Here is a 23717-nt window from a genome sequence, read left to right on the forward strand (position 1 = left end):
TCGGACAGTTCCCTACCCCACCCAGCCCTCCAGGAGGACACCATGCCCAATCTCGTCGTCGATTTCGACAAACTGCTCACCCTCGCCGGCACCGATCTCGGGGTCACCGAGTACCGCGAAATCACCCAGGAACAGATCAACAAGTTCGCCGACGCCACCGGTGACGACCAGTGGATCCATGTTGACCCCGAGCGTGCCAAGGACGGCCCGTTCGGCGCCCCGATCGCCCACGGCTTTCTCACCCTCTCGCTCATCATCCCCTTCTGGGGCGAGTTGTTCGACGTCGACGGCGTCACCACCAAGGTCAACTACGGACTGGACAAGGTCCGCTTCACCTCGCCCGTCAAGGTAGGCTCCCGCATTCGCATGCAGGCCACCATCGCCGAGGTCACCGAGGTTAAGGGCGGCGCCCAGATCAAGGTCGCCAACACGATCGAAATCGAAGGCCAGGAGCGCCCCGCCGTCGTCGCCGAGTTCCTTGCCCGCTTCTACAAGTAAAAGTCTTCCCCCAAGAACCTTCCTCTGTTCAAAGGAACAACCATGTCCCAACTCACTCACCTCCAGGCTATGGGCACTGCCGAGCGGCGCAAGGAAGCGCGCACCGTCATTGCCTCGAGCTACCTGGGCAGCACCATCGAGTACTACGACTTCCTGCTCTACGCCACAGCTGCGGCGGTGGTCTTCCCGAAAGTATTCTTCTCCGGCATGGACGACTGGGTGGGCGTCGTGGCCGCGTACGGCACCTTCGCCGCCGGCTACGTGGCCCGTCCCGTGGGCGGCGTCATCTTCGGCCACTTTGGCGACAAGCTGGGCCGCAAGAACATGCTGATCATCTCCATGCTGATGATGGGCGTCGCCTCCACGCTGATCGGGGTGGTTCCGGACGCCTCCGTGGCCGGTCCCTGGGGCGCTGTGCTCCTGGTGATCCTCCGCGTCGTCCAGGGCATTGCCGTCGGCGGCGAGTGGGGCGGCGCAGCCCTGATGGCACTGGAGCATTCCGAATCCGGCAAGCGCGGCTTTGCGGCATCCTTCGTCAATGCCGGTGCGCCTACCGGCGCCGTGTTGGGCACCCTGATCATGGGCGCATTTTCGGCCCTGCCCAACGACCAGTTCCTGAGCTGGGGCTGGCGCGTGCCGTTCCTGCTCTCCTTCGTCCTGCTGGGCATAGGCATGTTCGTCCGGCTGAAGGTCTCCGAAAGCCCCATCTTCAAGGCCGCGCTGGAACAGGAAAAGGCCGAAAAGGCGCAGGCCGAACAGGAAGCCATCCGCCAGGGCATCACTGCCAAGCTGGATATTCCGCTGTTGCTGGTGCTGCGGCGCCCCAAGACTCTGATCTTCACCATGCTGGCCGGGGCCGCCGGCTTCGCCCTCCAGGTGGTCCTGGCGACGTTCTCGGTGACCTTCGCAGTATCCAAGGGCGCGGACCGGCAGGGTGTGCTGTACGCGTTTGCCGCAGCGTCGGCCCTGTCCATTGTGTTTGTCATCCTGGGCGGAAAGCTCTCCGACAAGGTGGGCAGGCGGCCGGTGATGATCGGCGGACTTGTTCTCTTCATCATCTACCTGGTGCCGATGTTCCAGCTGCTCTCCTCCAACAACATCGTGCTGATCTTCGTGGCGTTCGCCATCGGCCTGATGATCCATTCCACGCTGTTCGGTCCTTTGGCGGCCTTCGTGTCCGAGCAGTTCGGCACCACCTCCCGCTACACCGGGGCATCCCTGGGCTACCAGCTGGCAACCCTGCTGGGCGCCGGCTTCACCCCGGGCATCGTGGCGCAGATCTACAAGGACTCCGGGCAGGACACAACATCGGTGGTCTGGTACTTGGCGGCCATGTCGGTGGTCTCCATCATTTTCATCCTGCTGACCCGGGAACCGAAGAACAACGACCTCCAGACCGTCCAGGCCTGACCCTTCATCGGGTCCCGCGCAACGGGCTAACCTCACAGTAGAAAGGATTCGCCGTGGAAAATTTTGGCATCGGCTCATGGCTGCAACGTCGCCGCCCGAAGTCCGGCAGCAAGACCGCCCTGATCAGCGGAGACCGGGAACTCAGTTATGAACAGTTCGCCGACCGGACTCTGCGGCTCGCCAACGCCCTGCGGGACCGTGGCGTGGCCAAGGGGGACAGGGTTGCGTACCTGGGCGAGAACCACCCTTCCTTCCTGGAGACCCTCTTTGCCTGCGGCACCTTGGGCGCCATCTTCGTCCCGCTCAACACACGGCTGGCATCCCCGGAAATCCAGTTCCAGCTGCAGGACTGTGGCGCCCGGGCGCTGGTCCATGCAGGCGGCCTGGGAGATCTGGCGGCCCGCGGGGCAGTCGGCACGGCGGTGGCGAGGCTTGTCATCGTCGCCGACGATGCTGGCAGTAACCCGGCGGTGCGGAGTGGAGTCGCTGAGGGCCCGGCGGCGGTGGAGGACTTTGAGGACCTGCTGGCCTCCGGTTCGGACCAGCCGGTCGATGAACCGGTCACGCTGGACGACGGTGCCATGATCCTCTACACCTCCGGGACTACGGGCCGGCCCAAGGGGGCCCTGCTGACCCACGGCAACGTCACCTGGAACTGCATCAATGTGATTGTTGATTTCGACTTCTCCTCGCAGGACGTGGCGCTGATGATTTCGCCGATGTTTCACGTGGCGTCACTGGACATGGGCGTCCTGCCGACCCTCCTCAAAGGAGGAACTGTGGTGCTGGAGCCGAAGTTCGAACCGGGCCGGACACTGGAACTCATTGAAAGGCACCGGGCGACCACTATCAGCGGAGTACCCACCACCTATCAGATGCTCGCCGAGCATCCGGCGTGGGCCACTGCGGACCTTAGCTCCTTGAACAAGCTGACCTGCGGCGGTTCAGCGGTGCCGATGCGGGTGCTGGAGGCCTACGAAGCGCGCGGGCTGCGGTTCTCCAACGGCTACGGCATGACCGAGACTGCTCCGGGCGCCACTACCCTGCCGGCAGCGCGGTCCAGAGACAAAGCTGGATCCGCCGGGCTTCCGCAGTTCTTCACGGATGTGCGGATCGCAGGCTTTGACGGGAGCACCGTTGCTCCGGGGACGGTTGGCGAGATCCAGATCAAGGGCCCGAACGTGATCCCCGAATACTGGGACAGGCCTGACGCCACCGCCGAGTCATATGCGGAGGGCGGCTGGTTCAAGTCAGGCGATATGGGGTACAAGGATGACGACGGCTTCGTCTTCATCTCAGACCGGCTTAAGGACATGATCATTTCCGGCGGCGAGAACATCTACCCCGCCGAGGTGGAACAGGCCATCACGGAACTCGAGGCGGTGGGAAGCGTGGCCGTGATTGGCGTGCCGGATGAGAAGTGGGGCGAAGTGCCCCGGGCAGTCGTTCTGCTGCGTGAGGGTGCCCAACTCACTGAGGAGCAGCTCAGGCGGTATCTGGAAGGTCGCCTTGCGCGCTACAAAATCCCCAAGTCCGTGGTGTTTGTCGATGAGATGCCCCGGACAGCCAGCGGCAAGATCAGGAAGGCCGACCTGCGGAAGCTGAATTCCGTGCAGCAATGACCGGCTGCGGCCACCGGCCGTCAGTGGATCAGGGCCAGCATCACGCCGACCGCCATGAACAGCACGCCGAAGGTCCGGTTGAGGATCCGCTGCCCGCGGGCATCGTGCGTGAAGTGCTGGAAGGACTTGGCCGCAGCGGCGAAGAAGAACCACATGACCAGGATGTCAATCACAATCACTGTGGCGGACACTATCAGGTACTGCGGGAGCAGCGGATTCTCCGGACGGATGAACTGCGGCATAAAGGCGAGGAAGAAGACGACCGCCTTGGGGTTTAAGAGGTTCACCCAGAGGCCGCGGCGGAACATGGAGAACGCTGGCTCGTTGCGCAGGGCGGCGGCCTTTTCCTGGTCGAGATCGGGTTTGTGCCGGAACTGCTGGATGCCCAAATAGACAAGGTAGGCGGCGCCGACGTAACGGATCACATTGAAAGCCACGGGCGAGCTTGCCACCAGCACGCCGACGCCGAGGGCCACGATCACGATGTGCACAATCAGTGCGGCCTGCTGGCCCAGGATCCCCCAGATGGAACGCCGGAAGCCGGAGTTCAGCGAGTTGCTCATAGTGTTTATGGCGCCCGCGCCGGGTGTGAAGCTGATCAGGACACCGGCGCCCGCCAGGGCCAGCCAAAGGGAGGGTTGCACTGATTCAGTTTACGGCCGCGGACCTCCCTTTTTCCGCCGGGTGCTGCCGGCCGTCCGGAATCACCGGGGCCAGACGCTCCCCTCAGCTGGCGCGCAGACCGTAGCTCAGAATCATGTTGCCTTTGCTGGTCTGCTGGGACGCCTGGAGCTCCAGCCGGGTCAGGGGATCGCCGTCGTTGAAGAGCCGCCGGCCCGTGCCCGCGATCACGGGATGGACGATCAGCATCAGGCTGTCGAGCAGTCCGGCGAACAGCAACTGGCGGACGAGCGAGATGCTGCTGAAGACGCCGATGTCGCCGCCGTCGCCGTTCTTCAAGCCCGCGACGAAATCCTCCAGGGTCCCCTCGATCAGTTGCGAATTCTGCCACGCCAGCTCGCCGGCCAGGGTCCGGGACGCCACAAATTTGGGCAGCGGGTTGATGAACCCGCCGAAGTCGGCGTCGGCTTCAGCGTTCGGCCAGTATTGCGCCCATTGCTCGTACCCGATGCGGCCCAGGATCCCGGTATCGATCCGGCCCATCATCTCCTCCATCCCCGCTCCCAGCTCCTCGTCGAAGCTGTCGAATTGCCACCGGAACGGGTCTTCCACCACGCCGTCCACGGAGCTGAACAGGCCGGCCGTCACGTCACGCATGGGATCTCCTCGCCGTTGGGTCTCTGACTGCACCCTAGCGGCAGATCCCAAGGCAGGGAATACCCCGGACCGCGGCACTGCCGCGATCCAAGAGAGTCACCAGCGGCGACATACGAACGTGCTCGGCCACACTTTCCCAGCTTTGAATGCGACCAGTGGAACATGGTCCTTGGCAGGTCCGCGTGATGCGGATACTGGTCAAAGTACGAGCGCGCACGGGCGGACATGTAGCCGGTTTCGTCGAGGGCGAAGTGGCCGATCAGCTGGATACCCCGCTCAGCTGCCTTCGATTCCAAGGCGCGGGCCTCGTCCAGAATCGGATCCGGGTAGCCGTAGGCGTCACCGAAGCTGCCGGGATGGGCGATCGCAAAGTACTTCGTGTCTCCAGGAACCAGTGCCGCTTGGACGGCATCCTGGAAAGGGACCAGGCAGCCCACGAAATCGCCGGGGACGACGTCCACATCGTTTAGTTGCATGTCCGCGTCCAGGCAGATCAGCACGAGCCTGGGCATGGGCCTGCCGTGCTGGAGGATGAGCGGGCGGGCCAGTATCTCTAAGTCAAAGCCTGCTTGGATGATCATGTCCTGATGCTAGAAAGTTTCCGGCGGCCGCGGCAGGAGGGAATGCGGCTATGTGGACAAAGGGCTGACGCTCAGGCCCGGGCGATCACCTCGCCGTTGGGGATCAGGAACCAGCCGTCATCGGTGGAACCCCAGCGGTGCCAGCCGGCTGAAATCCGGGCCAGGTCCGCGGCGTTGGCGAAGCCGTACTCCAGCGCTTGGTCCGCAAAGGCTGAGTGCAGCACACGTTCGCCCCAGACCCGGGCCTGCCAGCGGCGCTGCTGGTCCGTGGCGTAGAGCCAGTTGCTGCTGGACGGTGCGACGTCGGTAAACCCGGCGGATTGGGCCCAGGAAACCAGGCGGCGGCCGGCGTCGGGTTCGGCACCGTTGCGGCGGGCGATCCGCTGGTAGAGCTCCATCCATTCATCCAGCTCGGGGACGGCCGGGAACCAGCTCATGCCGTGGAAATCGGCGTCGCGCACCGCCACTATCCCGCCGGGCTTGGCGACGCGGCGCATCTCCCGCAGGGCGGCAACCGGATCCGTGAGGTGCTGCAGAACCTGGTGGGCGTGCACGACGTCGAACGTTTCATCCTCGAAGTCGAGGTCGTAGATGTTGCCGGCGACAAAGCCGACGTTCTGCACGCCGCGCCCGGCAGCGAGGGCGGTCGCCTGGCCGATCACCTCGGGCGAGCGGTCCAGCCCGGTAACGTTCCCGGGGGAGACAAGCGCGGCGAAATCGCACGTTATGCTGCCGGGCCCGCAGCCGACGTCGAGCACCGAAACGCCGGGGGTGAGGTACGGGATCACAAACGCCGCGGAGTTCTCCGCCGTCCGGGAGGCGTGGGCACGGACCACCGACTCGTGGTGGCCGTGGGTGTACACATCGTCGGGCTGCTGCGCACTCATAAGGAAACGCTACCGCTCCGGCCGCGGAAATTGCCTCAGGGCGCCGTATTTTGCGTCGGCGCAGGCTGCGCCGCCTCCTGCCCGGCCCTGACCGTCGCCTCGATCATCGAGGCCATGAACCGGGTCGCGACTTCCAGTTCCTCCGGGGTGAATTCGGCAATCGCGGCCGCCATGTGGCGGGCCAGCGGCTGGAACATCGCGCCGCCGTCGCGGTAGGCCTTGGGGGTCATGCGGAGCTGGACCTGGCGGCGGTCCGAGCCCTGTCGTTCACGGACCACGTGGCCTGAGTTGTGCAGCCGGTCGATCAGGGCCGTGGTTGCCGGCGAGCTCAGGTGGAGTTCCCTGCGGAGCACCCCCGGCGTGACAATCTCGTTCCTGGCCGCGTGCTGCATGATCACAGCCAGGGCATTCAGGTCCGTCCGGTGCATGTCATTTCGTCCGCCGGCGGAATCCACGTAGCGGTTGGCCTCCAGACTGAACTCCTGCAGCAGCCGGACCAGCGGCGGCGGCCCGGCAGACGGCGGCTCGGAAGAGTCCGGGCGTCCTGACGAGTCGGGGCGTCCTGACGGATCGACTGTCACGGTGCGCACCTTCCTCTCCCTGTGGTGGTCCTCGCCTGCTCCGCAGATGGCGACCTCCGGAGTTTACTGCAGTGCGATGGGACCCCGGACCGCGGCCCGTCGCCGCAAATGTTTCTCAGGAATCCGCCAGCGACTGTTTATCTCCATGGTGGAGATAGTCTATTATGGACTCAATTCTACTCTTCCGAGACTCGCACCAGAAGGAACCATGAACAAGACCCCACTAGGAAGTGCCCGCGTCCCCTTCTGGCTGCGCTGGCTGGTTCCCGTGCTGCTCGTCATCACCTGGCTGGCCATAGCCGGGATCGGCGGACCCACCTTTGGCCGGCTGAGCGAGGTCTCCTCGAACGACCAGGCGTCCTTCCTCCCGGCCGGAGCCGAGGCCACGGCGGCGCAGGACTGGCAGGCCAAGTTCCGGGACTCCAACGAGATCCCTGCCGTCATCATCATCGAGAGCGAATCCGCCTTCACTCCGGCCCAGCTCGGCGAGGCAGCGGCCCTTAAGGGCAAGCTTGAGGCGCTGGGCGCCGGCAGCACCGTCATCGGCCCGATCCCGTCCGAGGATGCCAAGGCAGTGCAGTTTGTGGTTCCGATCGAGTCCTCGGGCGAAGTGAAGGAAGTCGTCAACGAACTCCGCACGGAGGTGCAGACATCCGCTCCGGAGGGAATGCAGACCTTCGTGACCGGCCCGGCCGGGCTCACGGCGGATCTGGTCAGTGCCTTCGCCGGCATTGACGGCATCCTGCTGCTCGTGGCCCTCGGCGCGGTGTTCCTGATCCTGCTGATCGTCTACCGCTCGCTGCTGCTGCCGATCACCGTGCTGTTCACCTCCGTCTTCGCCCTCTGCGCCGCCATCATGCTGGTCTTCGGCATGGCCAAGCTCGGCTGGATCCAGCTCAACGGCCAAAGCCAGGGCATTCTGTCCATCCTGGTGATCGGTGCCGCCACGGACTACGCGCTGCTCTATGTGGCACGGTTCCGTGAGGCCCTGACCCACACCACCAACCGCACGGCCGCCGCCCTCACAGCCTGGAAAAAATCGTGGGAACCCATCGTTGCCTCCGGCGCCACGGTGATCATCGCCCTGCTCTGCCTGCTGTTCTCCGACCTCAACTCCAACAAGGCCCTCGGGCCGGTGGCCGCCGCGGGCATCCTGTGCTCGCTCTTCGCCGCATTGACGCTGCTGCCCGCGATGATGGCGCTGCTGGGCCGGGCCGCGTTCTGGCCCTTCCGCCCCAAGCTGCTCCCGGAGGCCGGGCGCGAGCCTGAACTCGTCACCGGACTGGAGGGCCAGAAGGGCCTGTGGCGTGCCACCGGCTCCCTCGTCTCCCGCCGCCCCCGGACCGTCTGGATCGCGTCCGTGCTGCTGCTTCTGGTGGCCTCCGCCGGTGTCCTGCAGCTCAAGGCCAACGGCGTCCCGCAGACCGACGTCATCCTCACCGCCTCCAACGCCGTCGACGGCCAGGACGCCCTGGCCCGGCACTTCGACGCCGGCTCCGGCAGTCCCGCCGTCATCGTCGTTGACGAGGCCAAGGCCCAGGACGTGCTGGACAAGACCACGGCGACCGACGGCATCGGGGCCGCGTACCTGCTGGCCGACGGCGGCGCACCGGTCGTTGCCGGCGCCCCCGGTGCACCCGCAACGCCAGCGGAAAGGGACGGGAAGGTCCTGATCAACGCGACGCTGAACTACGCCGCGGACTCCAACGAGGCTGAAAACGTCGTCGTGGCCCTCCGCCAGGAACTCAAGAAGATCGACGGCGGCGCACTGGTCGGCGGCGTGACGGCGACTGCGCTGGACACAAACACCACCGCCCAGCGTGACCTCGTCACCATCATCCCGGTGGTCCTCGCCGTGATCCTGGTGATCCTGATGCTGCTGCTTCGCTCTGTGCTGGCGCCGGTCCTGCTGGTCGCGTCGGTGGTTCTGTCCTACGGCGCCGCGATGGGTGTCTCCGCCGCTGTGTTCAATAACATCTTCGGGTTCTCCGGAGCCGACGCCACCGTGCCGCTCTTCGGCTTTGTCTTCCTGGTGGCGTTGGGCGTTGACTACAACATCTTCCTGATGAGCCGGGTCCGGGAGGAGTCCCTGAAGCACGGAACGCGGCCGGGCATCCTGCGCGGGCTGGGGGTTACCGGCGGTGTGATCACGTCCGCCGGAGTGGTCCTCGCGGCCACCTTCGCTGCCCTGGGCGTCATCCCCATCATGTTCCTGGTGCAGTTGGCCTTCATTGTGGCCTTCGGAGTGCTGCTGGACACCATCCTGGTCCGCTCGCTGCTCATCCCGGCCCTGGCCTACGACATCGGACCGCGGATCTGGTGGCCCAGCAAGCTGGGACGCCCCGATGCGGATGGCGCCGCACGAGCCCTTCCGTCCACTCCGGAACCGGAAACCGAGCCGGAATCCGCGGAGGTGGGAATCCGCTAGCCGGCAAACCCGACCGCAGCCGCTCCGTCACTGTTCCTGGTGCTTCCACCAGGCAACGGTGGCGGCGGCTGCCTCGTTGAGGGGGGTGGGGCGCAGCCCCAGGACCTCCTCGGTGGCACGCGATTCCATCACAAAAGGATGCTCAAACTGGTAGAGGGTTTCCGCCAGTTCGCGGGTTCCTGGGGAGAACATGCCCATCGTCCGCAGAATCCAGCCGGGGACGGCGGCCACCCGCGGGGCCCGGACGCCGGCGGCGGCGGCGAACGCTCCGGCGATCCTCCGCTGGCTCAGGGCCGGCCCGGTCGGAGCATGCCACACGCGGTTCCAGGCTGCGGGATTCTGCGCGGCCGCGATCATGGCGGCGGCCAGGTCCGGAACGTACGTGAACGAGTGCGGCAGGTCCGCGTTCCCGACCACCATCAGGGATCTCCCCGCGAGCACCGGCTTCACCATCCGTTCGCCGGCATGCGCGCCCCGCACCCTGGGCCCGAAGAAGTCACTCGCCACCACACTCACGGTGTCCGTGGCGGACGCGGCGCGGGCCGCCAGCAGCCCGGTGCGGACTCCCCGCTTGCCGCCCCGGGCATTCCGCGGGCCCTCCTCGGTCATCGGCCGGTCCGGCTCGCTGTAGGAGTACAGGCTTTCCGGAAAGACGACGCCGGCGCCGGCTTTGCCCGCTGCGGCAAGCACCGACTGCTCGGCGCCCGGAAGCTCCTCAGCCCAGATGCTGGCACTGTACTTCGAGCCGTGGATGCAGTGGAACACGGCGCTGGCGCCGCGGAACAGCTCACCGAGCCGGGAGGGGTCGGACACATCGACGGATATCTTCTCGACGAGCGGGTGGTCGGGACCGCTGCCGGACCGGGTGAGCACCCGCACCCGGTGGCCCGCGGCCGCGAGCTGCTCGGCAACCGTCCAGCCGACCGGACCTGCCCCGGTGACCACATGCCGGGCCGGGGCGGGGGAGCCGGGTTGGGATCCGGGGGCAGAAGCGGAACCGGGGAAGCTGGGGGATTCGGGGGATTCGGGCTGGGACATGGTGCTCTCGCTCTCGCTGGGTGGAAACTCTCGACTGTGCCGGACCGTCCTGCCTGGCCGGCTGGACGTTGCCGAGAGCAGTGCTCTCCGAAATCAGGATGACCTCCGCCGCGCCTCAAGTCAAGAGCAGTGCTCACATTTGTTGACACTGCTCTGCTTTGTGGAATGCTGGACTTATGCCGCCAATCGTCACTGCGCCGTCCGTGGAGCCGGCCCCGCCCGCAAAGCCGCCGACTGCGAAACCGGCCACGCCCCGCGAGCGTGCCCGCACCCGGACCATCGAGGACATTGTGCGGCTTGGCCGGGAGCACCTGGCGCTGCATGGGGCTGCCGCGCTGTCACTCCGCGCCGTGGCCCGCGACCTCGGCGTCGTCTCCTCAGCCGTCTACCGTTATGTGGAGAACCGCGAGGAACTGCTGACCCTGCTGCTCATCGACGCCTACAACGAACTCGGCGACGAAGTGGACGCCGCCGTGGCCGCCGTACCGGCCGGCGATTTCGCCGGACGGTTCAGCGCCCTGGGAGCCGCGGTCCGGCGCTGGGCGCTGCGCGAACCGGCCCGCTACGGACTCCTGTTCGGCAGCCCCGTGCCCGGCTACCGGGCGCCCGCCGAGCGGACCACGGGACCGGGCACCCGCGTCATCTACGCCCTGATGGCACTCTTCGACAGCGCGTACCGAGCCGGGCAACTAGCGGAACCTGGCGGCCGGGCCGCCGTCGGGCCGCCGCTTGCCGCCGACCTGGGGCGCATCCGCGGCGAAATGGGACTGGCCGTGCCGGACCCGCTGCTGGCGCGCGGCGCGCTCGTCTGGACCTCCCTCTTCGGCGCCATCAGCTTCGAAGTTTTCGGCCAGTACGGGGCAGGCACCTTCGCGGCCGCGGACGATCTGTTCGCCCACCATCTGGCTGCGCTGGCGGACCTCGCTGGACTTCGACCCGCCGGGGAGCGGTCCGGCTGATGGGCCGCCCCACCCGGGAACCGCCGCCGTGCCTGGGGTTCTGTCCCCCTCTGTTGCCGACCGGCGCTGCTCGATAGACTGCCCCTGCGCCTGCCTGGGCGCGCCGATGCTTCCGGGAAGGATCCAACCATGTCCGAAAACAACGAGTTCGACCGAGCGGCAGCGGAACCCGAGGACGAGCCCGCGGAGGGCCAGTATGTGGAGGGCGACTACGGCTCGGCGGGCACCGCGGGGGAGAACCCGCCCGAGGCGGTAGAAGGCGAATACCCCACCGGAGACTATGGTGCGGCCGGCGTCAGCGGCGCCACCGCCGTCGGCCTCGAGGAAGGAGCCTACTCCGAGGGGGACTACGGAGACGCGGGTGTCAGCAGCAGCGCCGCCGACGAGGACCGCGCGTATCCGAATGGGGACCGTGCTGCCGCTGGCGCAACAAGCGCTCGGTCCGCGGCCGGCGAAGAGGGCGAGTATCCGGAAGGCGACTATGGCGCCGCCGGCGATGCGGGTGCCCGGAGGACTGACGGCAGCGTGGACGAAGAAGCTCCGGCGCGCGACGATTCCGACGATTCCACCGGCGAAACTGGCCGCGGAGACCGGTAAGCGACCTACTTCGCGTTCAGCGAACAGACAGGGTTTCGAAGCTTCGCGGTGACCGAAGATGCCCGGAATTCCGGGAAGGAGTGGCCTCCGGGAACTGCCATGTGTAATCCCGGAATCCCAAGTTGAGCGCACATCACTCAACCTTGGATTGACTTTGATCCGACGCGCGGTAAAGTTGAGTGCAGATCACTCAACAGCGGTTGGATCCTTTGGGTCCGCAGCCATTCCGGCAAGTTTCCCAGGAAAAAGAAGGAAGCAACACATGTCACGTGCAGTAGGTATTGACCTCGGAACGACCAACTCCGTCGTCTCAGTTCTCGAAGGTGGCGAGCCCACCGTCATTGCCAACGCCGAGGGTGGCCGCACCACTCCGTCGGTTGTTGCATTCTCCAAGTCCGGCGAAGTGCTCGTGGGTGAAATCGCCAAGCGCCAGGCGGTCAACAACATTGACCGCACCATTGCCTCCGTCAAGCGCCACATGGGCACCGACTGGAGCGTCGCCATTGACGACAAGAAGTACACGGCGCAGGAAATCTCCGCGCGTATCCTCATGAAGCTCAAAAACGACGCCGAGTCATACTTGGGTGAAAAGGTCACCGACGCCGTGATCACCGTCCCCGCGTACTTCAACGACGCCGAGCGCCAGGCGACCAAGGAAGCCGGCGAAATCGCGGGCCTCAAGGTTCTCCGCATCGTCAACGAGCCCACCGCGGCCGCCCTGGCCTACGGACTGGACAAGGGCAAGGAAGACGAGCTCATCCTCGTGTTCGACCTCGGCGGCGGAACCTTCGACGTTTCCCTGCTCGAAGTGGGCAAGGACGAGGACGACTTCTCCACGATCCAGGTCCGTTCCACCGCTGGTGACAACCGCCTCGGCGGCGACGACTGGGACCAGCGCGTTGTCGACTACCTGCTGAACCAGCTCAAGGTCAAGGGCATCGACCTGTCCAAGGACAAGATCGCCCTGCAGCGCCTGCGTGAGGCCTCCGAGCAGGCCAAGAAGGAGCTCTCCTCCTCCTCCAGCACCAACGTCTCCCTGCAGTACCTCTCCGTCACCCCCGACGGCCCGGTGCACCTGGACGAGCAGCTGACCCGCGCCAAGTTCCAGGACCTCACCAAGGACCTGCTCGAGCGCACCAAGAAGCCGTTCCACGACGTCATCAAGGAAGCCGGCATCAAGCTTTCCGAGATCGACCACATCGTGCTGGTCGGCGGCTCCACCCGTATGCCGGCCGTCTACGACCTGGTCAAGGAACTCGCCGGCGGCAAGGAGCCGAACAAGGGCGTCAACCCGGATGAGGTCGTCGCCGTCGGCGCCGCCCTGCAGGCCGGTGTCCTGAAGGGCGAGCGCAAGGACGTCCTCCTGATCGACGTCACCCCGCTTTCCCTCGGCATTGAGACCAAGGGCGGCATCATGACGCACCTGATCGAGCGCAACACGGCCATTCCGACCAAGCGCTCCGAAACCTTCACCACGGCGGATGACAACCAGCCGTCCGTGTCCATCCAGGTCTTCCAGGGCGAGCGCGAGTTCACCCGCGACAACAAGCCGCTGGGCACCTTCGAGCTGACCGGGATCGCTCCGGCACCGCGCGGCGTGCCGCAGGTCGAGGTCACCTTCGACATCGACGCCAACGGCATCGTCCACGTCTCCGCGAAGGATAAGGGCACCGGCAAGGAACAGTCCATGACCATCACCGGCGGTTCCAGCCTCTCCAAGGAAGACATCGACCGCATGGTCAAGGACGCCGAGGAGCACGCAGCAGAGGACAAGGCCCGCCGCGAGGCAGCCGACACCCGCAACACTGCCGAGCAGTTGGCCTACTCCGTGGACAAGCTGATCGCGGACAACGCCGACAAGCTGCCCGAAGAGGTCAAGACTGAGGTCAAGGCCGACGTCGACGCCCTCAAGGCCGCCCTCGAAGGCACCGACGACGCAGCCGTGAAGACCGCGTTTGAGAAGCTGCAGGCTTCCCAGACCAAGCTCGGCGAGGCCATCTACGCCCAGGCAGGTTCCCCGGACGGCGCCACCGGCGCCCAGGGTGCACCCGAAGGTGAGAAGGCAGCCGGCACCGACGAGGACATCGTCGACGCCGAAATCGTTGACGAAGACGAGAAGAAGTAATCATGCCCCATCACGGTAACGAAGAAGAGCACGGTTCTTCCGAGAGCCGTCGCGACGCTGAACAGCGGGAGAACGAGCCGCAGAAGCCGATCATCCACGACAACCGCAAGGTTGATCCGAAGACCGGCCAGGCCCGGCACCCCGACCAGGAACGCGCAGCCGCCGGGGACTCTGATTCCGGTGACGCCCTGTCACAGGCGGAGGACATCCTCAACAGTGTTGAGGTCCCGGCCGCGGAGTCCGTGGCCCAGGGCGCCGACGGTGCGGTGGCGGAGGAGCTCAGGAATGACCTTCGCCGCCTGCAGGCCGAGTACGTCAACTACCGCAAGCGGGTCGAACGCGACCGTGCCGTGGCGGGGGAGATGGCCGTCATCGGCGTCCTGAACTCCCTGCTGCCGGTACTGGACGACGTCGACGCCGCCCGGCAGCACGGGGACCTCACGGACGGCCCGTTCGCCGCGATCGCCGCGAAGCTGGAGAACGCGCTGAAGACGTACGGTCTGGTGCGTATCGCCGAGACCGGCGTGGAGTTCGACCCGACAATCCACGAGGCGCTCATTCAGCAGCCCGGCCCGGATGTCGAGATCGACACCGTCAGCCAGGTCCTGCGCTCGGGCTACAGGTCCGGTGACCGGGTCCTTCGGGCGGCACAGGTCATCGTGGCTGTCCCGGCGTAAAAACGTCCGGCGCTACGCCGGATAGGGGGCGGTGCCCGCTCCGCGGTGCCCTCCACACCGCCGCCCCCTATCCGGCCTCCGCGCCAGCGCGTTACTCGCCTTAACTCTTTGTATTTGAAAGGAAACGCCATTGGCTAGCCAGGACTGGGTGGACAAGGACTTTTACAAGATCCTTGGAATCGCCAAGGACGCTTCCGACGCCGACATCAAAAAGGCCTACCGGAAGCTCGCGCGGCAGCACCACCCGGACACCAACGCGGGCAACGCTGCTTCGGAGCGGAAGTTCAAGGACATCTCCGAGGCCTATTCCGTACTCTCCGACCCCGACGAGCGGCAGCAGTATGACGCCATCCGGGCCATGGGCGGCGGAGCCCGGTTCGCTCCGGGCGGCGGTGGCGGCGCCGGCGGGGCTGGCTTCGAAGACCTCTTCGGCGGGCTCTTCACAGGTGCCGGGGGACGGCACTCCGGCGGCTACAGCACGGCCGGCGGCATTCCCCCCGAGTTCGCCGACCTCTTCGGCGGTGGCGGCTTCGGCGGCGGAGGCCAGTCCTTCCAGCGCCCGCCGCAAAAAGGTGCGGACCGGACGGCGTCGACCTCCATTTCCTTCGCGGGATCCATCCGCGGCACAACCATCGGCCTGCGTGAACCCGACGGCGAAGTCATCGACGTGCGGGTCCCGGCCGGGATCAAGGACGGACAGAAAGTCCGGGTCCGAGGCAAGGGCCAGTACGGACCGGCCGGCAACGGGGACCTGATGGTTACCGTCTCGGTGAAACCGCACGATTTCTACGTCCGCGACGGCGACAACCTGCGCATCCACGTCCCGGTCACCTTCCCGGAGGCAGCCCTGGGCGCCGACATCGAGGTTCCGACCATCGACGGCGACAAGGTCCGGGTACGGGTCCCCGCCGGCACTCCGCCGGGCCGCACGCTCCGCGTCAAGGGACGCGGCGTCAAGCACTCGAAGGCCACCGGTGACCTGCTGGTGACCATCGACGTCGCCGTCCCAAGGAAGCTGAACAAGGAAGCCGAGGAAGCCGTCCAGGCCTTCGCCGCGGCCACCGCCGGCGAGGACGTCCGCGCCGAACTGGCAGCCAAGGCCCGGCTCTAGGAACGGACGCCCCGCCATGGCCATCGAGTTCGACTTCGACCAGCCGATCTTCGTGATCTCCGTCGCCGCGCAGTTGGCGGACATGCACCCGCAGACGCTGCGGCAGTATGACCGGCTGGGGATCGTCTCGCCGAGCCGCGCCCCCGGCAAGTCCCGCCGCTATTCGCAGCGGGACGTCAACATGCTACGCGAGGTGCAGCGGCTCTCGCAGGAGGGCGTCTCGCTGGAGGGCATCAAGCGGATCCTCCAGTTGGAGAACCAGGTCGCAGCACTGCAGCGGCGCGTCACCGAACTGAGTGAAGAGCTCGAACGACGCCCCCGCAGCGTGGAGTCCCGCATCTTCGCTGCCGGGCCCGCGGGCGATGTCGTCAGCCTGGTCCGGGGCAAGCGCCCCCGGGCGCGTTCCCAGGCCGTCGTCGTGTGGAGACCGCGGAACAGCGAGTGACGCAGCACGCTGGGCGTTCCGTCCCCTCCACGTAGTCCGCGGTGTCTTCCACGTAGTCCAGGGCTGCCGGAGCGAGTACGCACGCCCCGCAACCGGGTAGTGCTGACCGGAAAGACGGGTACAGCGTTTGCGTGACATCAGTGCGGCACGACCGTTTGAATTGTCCTGGCAGGAAAGGCTGGCGCCAGAGCCAGCCAAGCAGCGAGGACAGCCGGGGGGCACCGCATGTTAGATCCATTGACGCCGGGTAAATCAGCGCCTGGACCCGCAACGATCGCGGACAGGCTATGAACTCCGGGCTCCACACCCTGGTAATGTTCGCGGGATCCTTGACGGGCTCAGTCCTGTTGTCCCTCGGCCAGGCAATCGTCGTCGTCTGTGTCTGCTTCGACATGGTCCGCGCCCTCTCCGTGCCGCGGTCCCACCGCCGCTACGTGGCAAACACCGTCTTCGCCACACTGGCCTGGCCATCGATCCTGATCTGTGCGGTGAGTGTGCTGATCGACGCAGCCAGCGGGACGTGGCAGGACGTTGCCGGTGGAGTCTTCATGATGGTCATGGTGATCTACCGGTGGCGCAACGGCGGTGACGAGGACAGCTGGTGGAAGGGGCGGGGCAAGAAACTGGCCACGTGGTTCCGGAACCAGACGTCCTCCCGGTCCGCGACCGTGCCGGCTGCTGCCTGAGCCAAGCAACGCGGGGTCACTCCGCGCCCATCCCAGGTGGATTTACCGGCGCTAGCTGACCCCGCGTTGAGTAGTCAGTAGCTGGCGGGGGTGCCGCCGTCGAGGTCCTGGACGTACTTGGCGGCGAGGGCTTCGGAGCCTCGGGCCAACAGGGCGACGTCGGCGCCCACGAGGACGAAGTTGGCACCGTTGGCCAGATAGCGGCGGGCGGTATCGGGATTGAAGGCGTTCACGCCGGCGGGTTTCCCGGCCGCCTTGGCAGCGGCCAGGCAATGCTCGACGGCGGTGCGCACCTCCTCGTGTTCCTGCTGCCCCAGCAGGCCCATCGACGCCGCAAGGTCGGACGGGCCCAGGAAGATGGCGTCGACGCCGTCGACCGACAGGATGCCCTCCACCGCTTCCACGGCCGCGCCGGATTCGATCTGGACCGTGACGCTGATGGTTTCACCGGCCCGGGCCAGGTAATCGGGAATCCGGTTCCAGCGCGCGGCGCGGGCCAAGGCAGAACCCACCCCGCGCACGCCCTGCGGCGGGTAGCGGGTTGCCGCCACCGCGGCTTCCGCCTCGGCCATGGAATTGACCATCGGGATCAGCAGATTCTGGACGCCCAGGTCCAGGTACTGCTTGATCACCACGGTGTCGTTCACAGGCGGCCGGACCAGGGTGTGGATCGGATAACCGTGGATGGCCTGGAGCTGGGCGAGGACGGATTCGAGGCCGTTGGGGCTGTGTTCGGCGTCGACCAGGAGCCAGTCCAGGCCGGATCCGGCGCAGAGCTCGGCCACCAGAGGGCTGCCCGAGCACACCCACATCCCTGCCAGCGGGCGGTTCGCCGCCGCCAGGGCATCCCGGAAGGTGTTCTGGGGTTCTATTCGAAGCGGCATGTCACAACTCCCAGTGGTCCGTAGTCTGCGTGGACGGTGTCGCCCTTGTACACCCACATCGGTCGGGTGAAGGAGCCGGCCAGGATGATGTCGCCGGCCTTCATGCTGTCCCCGTGCGCGGCGATTTTGTTGGCCAGCCAGTGCACCCCGTTTGCCGGGTGGTCAAGGACGCCGGCGGCGACACCGGTTTCCTCCACGGTCTGGTTCTTGTACAGGATGGCCGAGACCCAGCGGAGGTCCACGGCGTCCGGCTTCACCGGGTTGCCGCCGATCACCATGGCCCCCATGGCGGCGTTGTCCGAGATGGTGTCCACGATGGTCCGGCCCTCCATCTCGATCCGGGAGTCCAGGATCTCCAGGGCCGGAACCACGTAGTCGGTGGCCCGCAGGACATCAAAGATGGTGCAGCCGGGGCCTTTGAGCGCGTCTTTGAGGACAAACGCCAGCTCCACCTCGACCCGGGGGTGGGTGTACTGGTCCCACTCCACCGAGCAGCCGGTCTCCAGCACCATGTCATCGAAAATGGCGCCGTAGTCCGGTTCGGTGATGCCGGTGGCAGCCTGCATTGCCTTCGACGTGAGGCCGATCTTGCGGCCCACCAGCGTCCGGCCGGCTTCCTCGTTGCGGCGCCGCCACAACTGCTGCACCGCGTAGGAGTCCTCCACCGTCATGTCCGGGTAGCGGGCCGTCAGGCGGGGGATAGGTTTCCGGTTGCGGCCGGCTTCGACCAGTTCGTCCGCGATGGCCTCGATCGTCTTGGCGTCCAGCATGGCTACAGCTGCGCCCCGAGCTTGAAGCCTGTCCGGTCCCCGTCGGGGTTTCCGTCCTTGCGGGTGTAGGAGAAGCCGTCGGCGCCCACGGTCACCGCCATTTCGCTCTTCTCTTCGCGCTCGATGACGGGCTGGGGATTGCCGTCGAGGTCCAGGACCAGGGAGGCCTCGGTGTACCAGGACGGGACCACGGGGTTGCCCCACCAGTCGCGGCGCTGGTTGTCGTGGACGTCCCAGGTGATGACCGGGTTGTCCGGGTCGCCGGTGTAGTAGTCCTGGGTGTAGATCTCCACGCGGTGGCCGTCCGGATCCAGGATGTAGAGGTAGAAGGCATTGGAGACGCCGTGCCGGCCGGGGCCGCGTTCGATCCGGTCCGAGATGCGCAGGGCGCCCATCTTGTCGCAGATCTGGATGATGTTGTGCTTCTCGTGCGTGGCAAACGCGATGTGGTGCATCCGCGGGCCGTTGCCGCCGGTCAGGGCGGTGTCGTGCACGGTCTGCTTGCGGTGCATCCAGGCCGCGTAGGTCACGCCGTCGGAATCCTGGATGTCCTCCGAGACGCGGAAGCCCAGGTCCTCCAGGTATTTCCGGCCGCGGGGAACGTCCGGGGTGACCTGGTTGAAGTGGTCCAGCCGGACCAGTTCGCCGGCGGAGTAGAGGTCGTAGCGCTGCGTGAGCCGCTCGACATGCTCCACCTCGTAAAAGAACTCGTAAGGGAAGCCCAGCGGATCCTCCACCCGGACGGCGTCGCCGATGCCCTTGGTAAAGCCATCCTTGCGCCGTTCGGTGCGGCAGCCCAGTTCCTTGTAGTAGGCCTCGGCGGCGTCCACCTCAGCAGGTGACTTCACCCGGTAGGCGAAGGCCGCGACGGCGGCGATGGGTCCCTTGCGGAGCACCAGATTGTGGTGGATGAACTCCTCGAGGGACCGCAGGTAGATGTTGTTCTCGTCCTCCTCGGTGACGTGCAGGCCCAGCAGGTCCACGTAGAACGCGCGGGACTTGGCGAGGTCGGTGACCACAATTTCCATGTAGGCGCAGCGGACAATGTCCGGTGCCGGAACGGAGGGGGTGGGGACAAAGTTGGTCATGATGCTCTCTCTTCTTTGAAAGGGGGTGGAGGATTAGCTGTCGCCAGCGGCGGCGGAGTCTTCGACGCTGCCGAACTTCGGCGTGTGGACGGTGCCGAGGGTGATGTGGACAGCCTGCTGGTCGGTGTAGAAGTCGATCGAGCGGTAGCCGCCCTCGTGTCCCAGCCCGGAGGCCTTGACCCCGCCGAAAGGGGTGCGGAGGTCGCGGACGTTGTGGCTGTTGAGCCAGACCATGCCGGCCTCGACGTTCTGCGAGAAGTTGTGCGCCCGGGTCAGGTTCTGGGTCCAGATGTAGGCGGCCAGCCCGTACCGGGTGTTGTTGGCCAGGGCCAGTGCTTCCTCGTCGCTGTCGAACGGGGTGATCGCGACGACCGGGCCGAAGATCTCCTCCTGGAAGATCCGGGCATCCGGGGCGACGTCGGCGAAAACGGTCGGCGCGATGTAGTTGCCCTCGGGCAGGTGGGCCGGGCGGCCGCCGCCGGCCAGCAGCCGTCCTTCGGACTTGCCGATCTCCACGTAGGAGGCGACCTTGGCGTAGTGCTCCGGGTGGACCAGGGCGCCGACCTCGGTCTTGGGGTCGTGCGGGTCACCGACGACGATGTTTTTGGCGCGGGCGGCGTACTTGTCGCAGAATTTCTCATACACGCCGCGCTCCACCAGGATCCGGGAGCCGGCGGTGCAGCGCTCGCCGTTGAGTGAGAAGACCCCGAACAGTGCGGAGTCGATTGCGGCGTCCAGGTCCGCGTCGGCGAACACGACGCACGGGGACTTGCCGCCGAGTTCCATGGAGAGGCCCTTGAGGTTTTCCGCGGCATTGCGGAAAATCGTCTGGCCGGTGGTGGTTTCGCCGGTGAAGGAGATCAGCGGAACGTCCGGGTGCTTCACCAGCGCGTCGCCGGCTTCCTCGCCGAGGCCGTTGACGAGGTTGAACACGCCGTCGGGCAGCCCGGCGTCCTTGAAGATCTGCGCCCACAGCGAGGCCGACAGCGGGGTGAACTCGGCGGGTTTGAGCACCACACAGTTGCCGGTTGCCAGCGCCGGCGCCAGCTTCCAGGACTCGAGCATGAACGGGGTGTTCCAGGGCGTGATCAGGCCGGCGACGCCAATCGGCTTGCGGTTGACGTAGTTGATCTGCGCGCCCGGGACCTTCATGGCGTCGTCGAACTGGGCCACGATCAGGTCAGCGAAGAACCGGAAGTTCTCCGCCGCCCGGAGCGCCTGGCCCTTGGCCTGGGTGATCGGCAGGCCGGTGTCGAACGTTTCCAGCTCGGCCAGACGCGCCTCCTGTGCCTCGACGGCGTCGGCGATCCTGTTCAGGACGCGGGCGCGTTCGCGCGGCTTCATCCGCGGCCACGGCCCGGTGGTGAAGGCCTTGCGCGCAGCGGCGACGGCGAGGTCGATGTCCTCTTTCTGGCCGGCGGCGGCGGTGGCGTAGTTGGTGTTGGAGACCGGATCCAGCACCTCAAAGGTCGCCCCGCCCACCGAATCAACGAATTCGCCGTTGATGTAGTGCTGGATGCGGGTGGGAAGGTCCCGCGGGACGTAATGGGTTGAAGCCTCTTCGGCAGTGAAGGTCATTGTTTTTTCCTGTCTGGTATTGCATCGCGGGGTCACCTACGGCCCATGCGGGGCCGGTTAATGGGCGCTAGGTGACCCCGTGTTGCTTTGGGCGAGGTAGGCGTCCAGAGTGGCGGAGCGGTGCAGTCGGGCGGCTTTTTCGATTTCGTCGGCGCTGGCGCCGGACTCGATGAGCCGGAGCAGTGCCTCGTGTTCGTCCACCGATTCGTGGGCGCGGCGGGGGACGAAGCGGAACGTGGAGGACCGCAGCGACGCCAGCCGGTTCCAGCCCCGGTGGACGAGGTCCAGGATGTGGGGGTTGGGGCAGTGTTCGAAAAGGATGCTGTGGAAGTCCTGGTTCAGCCGGGTGAACCGGACGGGGTCGAAGTGCTGCAGGCACTCCCGCAACTCGTCGTTGACGGCCCGGGCGCGGGCCACGTCCGCCGGCCCGATCAGTGGAGCGGACAGGGCCGTGGCGGCGCCCTCGACGATGCTGAGGGTCTGCATTGTGTAGAGGTATTCGGTGGGGTCGATCCCGGCGACGGTGGCTCCGACGTTCCGCTCGAAGGTCACCAGGCCCTCGGCTTCGAGCCGGCGGATGGCTTCGCGGACCGGCACCACACTGACACCCAAATCCTCGGCGATCTTCGCCAGCACCAGCCGGTAGCCGGGGGAGTAGGTCCCGTTCACGATCCGGGCCTTGACGGCCGCGTAGGCCTGCTCGGATTTGCTGCCTGGGTGCGCGGCGGGGTGCGTGCCGCTGTGCGTGCCGGTGGCGCTGGCGGTGTCAGTCATTGGCTTTGCCTGCCTCCCATTCCTCGTAGCGGGTCCGCCATTCGGCGTTCAAGGGGTACAGGCCGTCCACGCTGTGACCCTGCTGCACCATCTCGGCGATGAAGACCTCCTCGCGTTCCTGGGCGATCGAATCGTCTGCGAGTTCCTCGGCCAGCGCCGGCGGGATCACCAGGATGCCGTCCGCGTCGGCCACGATGATGTCCCCGGGCTGCACGGTGGTGCCGCCGCAGGCGATCGTGATGTCGGTGTCCCACGGGATGTGCCGGCGGCCCAGCACTGCGGGGTGCGGGTTGGCATAGTAGGTGGGCATGTCCATCGCGGCCACGGCGGAGAAGTCGCGGACACCGCCGTCGGTGATGACGGCGGCGGCGCCGCGGACCTGGGCGCGGAGGGCCAGAATGTCGCCGATCGTGCCCGTGCCCTTTTCGCCGCGGGCCTCCATCACCAGGATTTCGCCCTCGTTGACCGAATCGATGGCCTTCTTCTGGGCGTTGAAGCCGCCGCCGTGGGTCTTGAAGAGGTCCTCGCGGTTGGGCACGTAGCGCAGGGTCCGGGCCAGGCCCACGATCCGCCGGTCCGGACGGGTGGAGGTGAGGCCGTCGATGCTGACGTTGTTCAGGCCGCGCTTGCGCAGCTGGGAGGACAGGGTTGCCGTGCAGACGCTTTCGAGCTTCGCCTTCAGCGCGGGCGACAGGACATGCCCGACGGCGGCGGCCGCAGCCTCCGCTGACTGGACATGCCCGACGGCGGCGAGCCCGGCCGCTTCACGCGAGCCGTAGGCTTCCTCCCGCTGCAGGTCATCGGTCCGGGGCTGCGCGCCGAAGTCAGCGAACGGCGTCGTGCCTTCCGCCACCCGGGTGACCAGCCTGCCGCTGGAGGGGCCGCCGGAACCGGCGCCACCCGCCGTCGCACTTTCAGCGTTGGCGTCAACGGTGCTGACTTCAACCTCGACGACGTCGCCCGGCTTGGCCACGGAGGCCCCGGCGGGGGTGCCGGTGAGGATGATGTCGCCTTCCTCGAGGGTCAGCAGCTGGGACAGGTCAGCGACCAGGCGGGCAAACGGGAACAGCAGGTCCCCGGTGGTGTCGTCCTGGACCAGTTCGCCGTTGTGCCAAGTGCGGATCCGCAGCTGGGCCGGGTCGACGGCGTCCGCGGCGATCAGTCCCGGGCCCACGGGCGTGAAGCCGTCGCCGCCCTTGGACCGGAGGTTGGAGCCCTTGTCGGCGTAGCGGAGGTCGTAGACGCCGAGGTCGTTGCTCGCCGTGATCCACTCGACGTGGCTCCACGCCTCCTCAACGCCCACCCGGCGGGCGGGCTTGCCGATGATCAGGGCGATCTCGCCTTCGTAGCCGAGGAGTTCGCAGCCGGCAGGACGCTCAACTGTTGAACCGCTGACCGCCAGGGAGGACGATGGCTTCAGGAAATACGACGGCTGCTCAGGGGTACGGCCACGCTGGGCTGCCCTGCTGGGGTAGTTGATATGCACCGCGATGACCTTGCGGGCCGCGGCCAGGGTGCGGTCGGTGACCTGTTCCAAAGGGTGCTCCTCATCGAGTACGAAATCGTATACGAAAACTATTGCCCAGGAACCGGGTCACGTCAACCCCTTGTTTGCGGGAGTTTTTCCGACACTTGTAAGCCACGTCATATCTGCCGTACAGTTTGGATTGAAGATAAAAGTTCTATTATCGAACATTGCG

The 23717-nt window shown here is 66.4% G+C and carries 23 protein-coding genes; 11 read left to right on the forward strand and 12 right to left on the reverse strand.

The genetic code is table 11. The features are described 5' to 3' along the window. Positions 1 to 42: 42 nt before the first annotated feature. From AC50X9_RS00280 to AC50X9_RS00290, 3 genes are read left to right on the forward strand one after another with little or no spacing between them, the layout of a single operon-like run. A complete protein-coding gene (locus AC50X9_RS00280; protein WP_209742095.1) occupies positions 43 to 498 on the forward strand; it encodes a MaoC family dehydratase in 456 nt (151 codons plus the stop codon). A gap of 42 nt (positions 499 to 540) precedes the next feature. Then, a complete protein-coding gene (locus AC50X9_RS00285; protein ID WP_494888881.1) occupies positions 541 to 1908 on the forward strand; it encodes an MFS transporter in 1368 nt (455 codons plus the stop codon). A gap of 53 nt (positions 1909 to 1961) precedes the next feature. After that, the gene (locus AC50X9_RS00290; protein ID WP_494888883.1) at positions 1962 to 3530 is read left to right on the forward strand and encodes an acyl-CoA synthetase; all 1569 of its coding nucleotides are present in this window, start codon (positions 1962 to 1964) and stop codon (positions 3528 to 3530) included. A 20-nt stretch (positions 3531 to 3550) separates the two neighbouring features. Here AC50X9_RS00290 and AC50X9_RS00295 read toward each other — a convergent pair whose 3' ends face one another. The 5 genes from AC50X9_RS00295 to AC50X9_RS00315 all read right to left on the reverse strand — a co-directional run bounded on the left by AC50X9_RS00295 (position 3551) and on the right by AC50X9_RS00315 (position 6857). Then, positions 3551 to 4174 (reverse strand): LysE family transporter, encoded by a 624-nt coding sequence (locus AC50X9_RS00295; RefSeq protein WP_494888885.1) that lies wholly within the window; start codon positions 4172 to 4174, stop codon positions 3551 to 3553. A gap of 82 nt (positions 4175 to 4256) precedes the next feature. Then, positions 4257 to 4808, reverse strand: coding sequence for a dihydrofolate reductase family protein (locus AC50X9_RS00300; protein WP_494888887.1), 552 nt, complete (start codon positions 4806 to 4808; stop codon positions 4257 to 4259). Next, positions 4796 to 5389 carry a hypothetical protein gene (locus AC50X9_RS00305; RefSeq protein WP_494888889.1) on the reverse strand — a complete coding sequence of 198 codons (594 nt, stop codon included), beginning with the start codon at positions 5387 to 5389 and terminating at the stop codon, positions 4796 to 4798. Before AC50X9_RS00305 ends, AC50X9_RS00300 begins: the two co-directional genes overlap by 13 nt. Before the next feature lie 71 nt (positions 5390 to 5460). Continuing rightward, entirely contained in the window at positions 5461 to 6276 is an 816-nt protein-coding gene (locus tag AC50X9_RS00310) for a methyltransferase domain-containing protein (RefSeq protein WP_494888891.1), read from the reverse strand. A 35-nt stretch (positions 6277 to 6311) separates the two neighbouring features. Beyond that, the gene (locus AC50X9_RS00315) at positions 6312 to 6857 is read right to left on the reverse strand and encodes a MarR family winged helix-turn-helix transcriptional regulator (RefSeq protein ID WP_494888893.1); all 546 of its coding nucleotides are present in this window, start codon (positions 6855 to 6857) and stop codon (positions 6312 to 6314) included. A gap of 208 nt (positions 6858 to 7065) precedes the next feature. On the opposite strand from AC50X9_RS00315, the gene AC50X9_RS00320 reads away from it, so the two are divergent. After that, positions 7066 to 9285 carry an MMPL family transporter gene (locus AC50X9_RS00320; protein ID WP_494888895.1) on the forward strand — a complete coding sequence of 740 codons (2220 nt, stop codon included), beginning with the start codon at positions 7066 to 7068 and terminating at the stop codon, positions 9283 to 9285. 27 nt (positions 9286 to 9312) lie between these two features. Here AC50X9_RS00320 and AC50X9_RS00325 read toward each other — a convergent pair whose 3' ends face one another. Further along, complete coding sequence (locus AC50X9_RS00325) at positions 9313 to 10323, reverse strand: NAD-dependent epimerase/dehydratase family protein (RefSeq protein WP_494888897.1); 1011 nt, start codon at positions 10321 to 10323, stop codon at positions 9313 to 9315. Between the two features lie 176 nt (positions 10324 to 10499). Between AC50X9_RS00325 and AC50X9_RS00330 the strand changes: the two genes are divergently transcribed. The 7 genes from AC50X9_RS00330 to AC50X9_RS00360 all read left to right on the forward strand — a co-directional run bounded on the left by AC50X9_RS00330 (position 10500) and on the right by AC50X9_RS00360 (position 16923). Beyond that, a complete protein-coding gene (locus AC50X9_RS00330; RefSeq protein WP_494888899.1) occupies positions 10500 to 11282 on the forward strand; it encodes a TetR/AcrR family transcriptional regulator in 783 nt (260 codons plus the stop codon). A gap of 129 nt (positions 11283 to 11411) precedes the next feature. Next, positions 11412 to 11879, forward strand: coding sequence for a hypothetical protein (locus tag AC50X9_RS00335; protein WP_494888901.1), 468 nt, complete (start codon positions 11412 to 11414; stop codon positions 11877 to 11879). 262 nt (positions 11880 to 12141) lie between these two features. After that, positions 12142 to 14004 carry a molecular chaperone DnaK gene (dnaK, locus tag AC50X9_RS00340; RefSeq protein ID WP_494888903.1) on the forward strand — a complete coding sequence of 621 codons (1863 nt, stop codon included), beginning with the start codon at positions 12142 to 12144 and terminating at the stop codon, positions 14002 to 14004. Between the two features lie 2 nt (positions 14005 to 14006). Beyond that, positions 14007 to 14681 carry a nucleotide exchange factor GrpE gene (locus tag AC50X9_RS00345; RefSeq protein WP_494888905.1) on the forward strand — a complete coding sequence of 225 codons (675 nt, stop codon included), beginning with the start codon at positions 14007 to 14009 and terminating at the stop codon, positions 14679 to 14681. A 130-nt stretch (positions 14682 to 14811) separates the two neighbouring features. Further along, complete coding sequence (locus AC50X9_RS00350; RefSeq protein ID WP_494888907.1) at positions 14812 to 15792, forward strand: DnaJ C-terminal domain-containing protein; 981 nt, start codon at positions 14812 to 14814, stop codon at positions 15790 to 15792. Positions 15793 to 15808: 16 nt separating this feature from the next. Further along, on the forward strand, positions 15809 to 16237 hold the full coding sequence (locus AC50X9_RS00355; protein WP_494888909.1) for a heat shock protein transcriptional repressor HspR: 429 nt from the start codon (positions 15809 to 15811) through the stop codon (positions 16235 to 16237). Between the two features lie 287 nt (positions 16238 to 16524). Next, a complete protein-coding gene (locus tag AC50X9_RS00360; protein WP_494888911.1) occupies positions 16525 to 16923 on the forward strand; it encodes a hypothetical protein in 399 nt (132 codons plus the stop codon). Positions 16924 to 16997: 74 nt separating this feature from the next. On the opposite strand, the gene AC50X9_RS00365 is transcribed toward AC50X9_RS00360, so the two are convergent. Genes AC50X9_RS00365 through AC50X9_RS00390 form a run of 6 tightly spaced genes read right to left on the reverse strand, consistent with a single transcriptional unit; the run spans position 16998 to position 23554 of the window. Beyond that, a complete protein-coding gene (locus tag AC50X9_RS00365; RefSeq protein ID WP_494888913.1) occupies positions 16998 to 17807 on the reverse strand; it encodes an HpcH/HpaI aldolase family protein in 810 nt (269 codons plus the stop codon). Further along, on the reverse strand, positions 17792 to 18577 hold the full coding sequence (gene hpaH, locus AC50X9_RS00370; RefSeq protein WP_494888915.1) for a 2-oxo-hept-4-ene-1,7-dioate hydratase: 786 nt from the start codon (positions 18575 to 18577) through the stop codon (positions 17792 to 17794). The genes AC50X9_RS00365 and hpaH overlap by 16 nt, the downstream gene beginning before the upstream one ends. 2 nt (positions 18578 to 18579) lie before the next feature. Continuing rightward, a complete protein-coding gene (gene hpaD, locus AC50X9_RS00375; RefSeq protein WP_494888917.1) occupies positions 18580 to 19665 on the reverse strand; it encodes a 3,4-dihydroxyphenylacetate 2,3-dioxygenase in 1086 nt (361 codons plus the stop codon). Positions 19666 to 19698: 33 nt separating this feature from the next. After that, the gene (hpaE, locus tag AC50X9_RS00380; RefSeq protein ID WP_494888919.1) at positions 19699 to 21243 is read right to left on the reverse strand and encodes a 5-carboxymethyl-2-hydroxymuconate semialdehyde dehydrogenase; all 1545 of its coding nucleotides are present in this window, start codon (positions 21241 to 21243) and stop codon (positions 19699 to 19701) included. A gap of 57 nt (positions 21244 to 21300) precedes the next feature. Continuing rightward, a complete protein-coding gene (locus AC50X9_RS00385; RefSeq protein ID WP_494888921.1) occupies positions 21301 to 22017 on the reverse strand; it encodes a GntR family transcriptional regulator in 717 nt (238 codons plus the stop codon). Further along, positions 22010 to 23554, reverse strand: coding sequence for a fumarylacetoacetate hydrolase family protein (locus tag AC50X9_RS00390; protein ID WP_494888923.1), 1545 nt, complete (start codon positions 23552 to 23554; stop codon positions 22010 to 22012). The genes AC50X9_RS00385 and AC50X9_RS00390 overlap by 8 nt, the downstream gene beginning before the upstream one ends. Between the last annotated feature and the right edge of the window lie 163 nt (positions 23555 to 23717).

This window comes from Pseudarthrobacter sp. HLT1-3, from assembly GCF_059383535.1.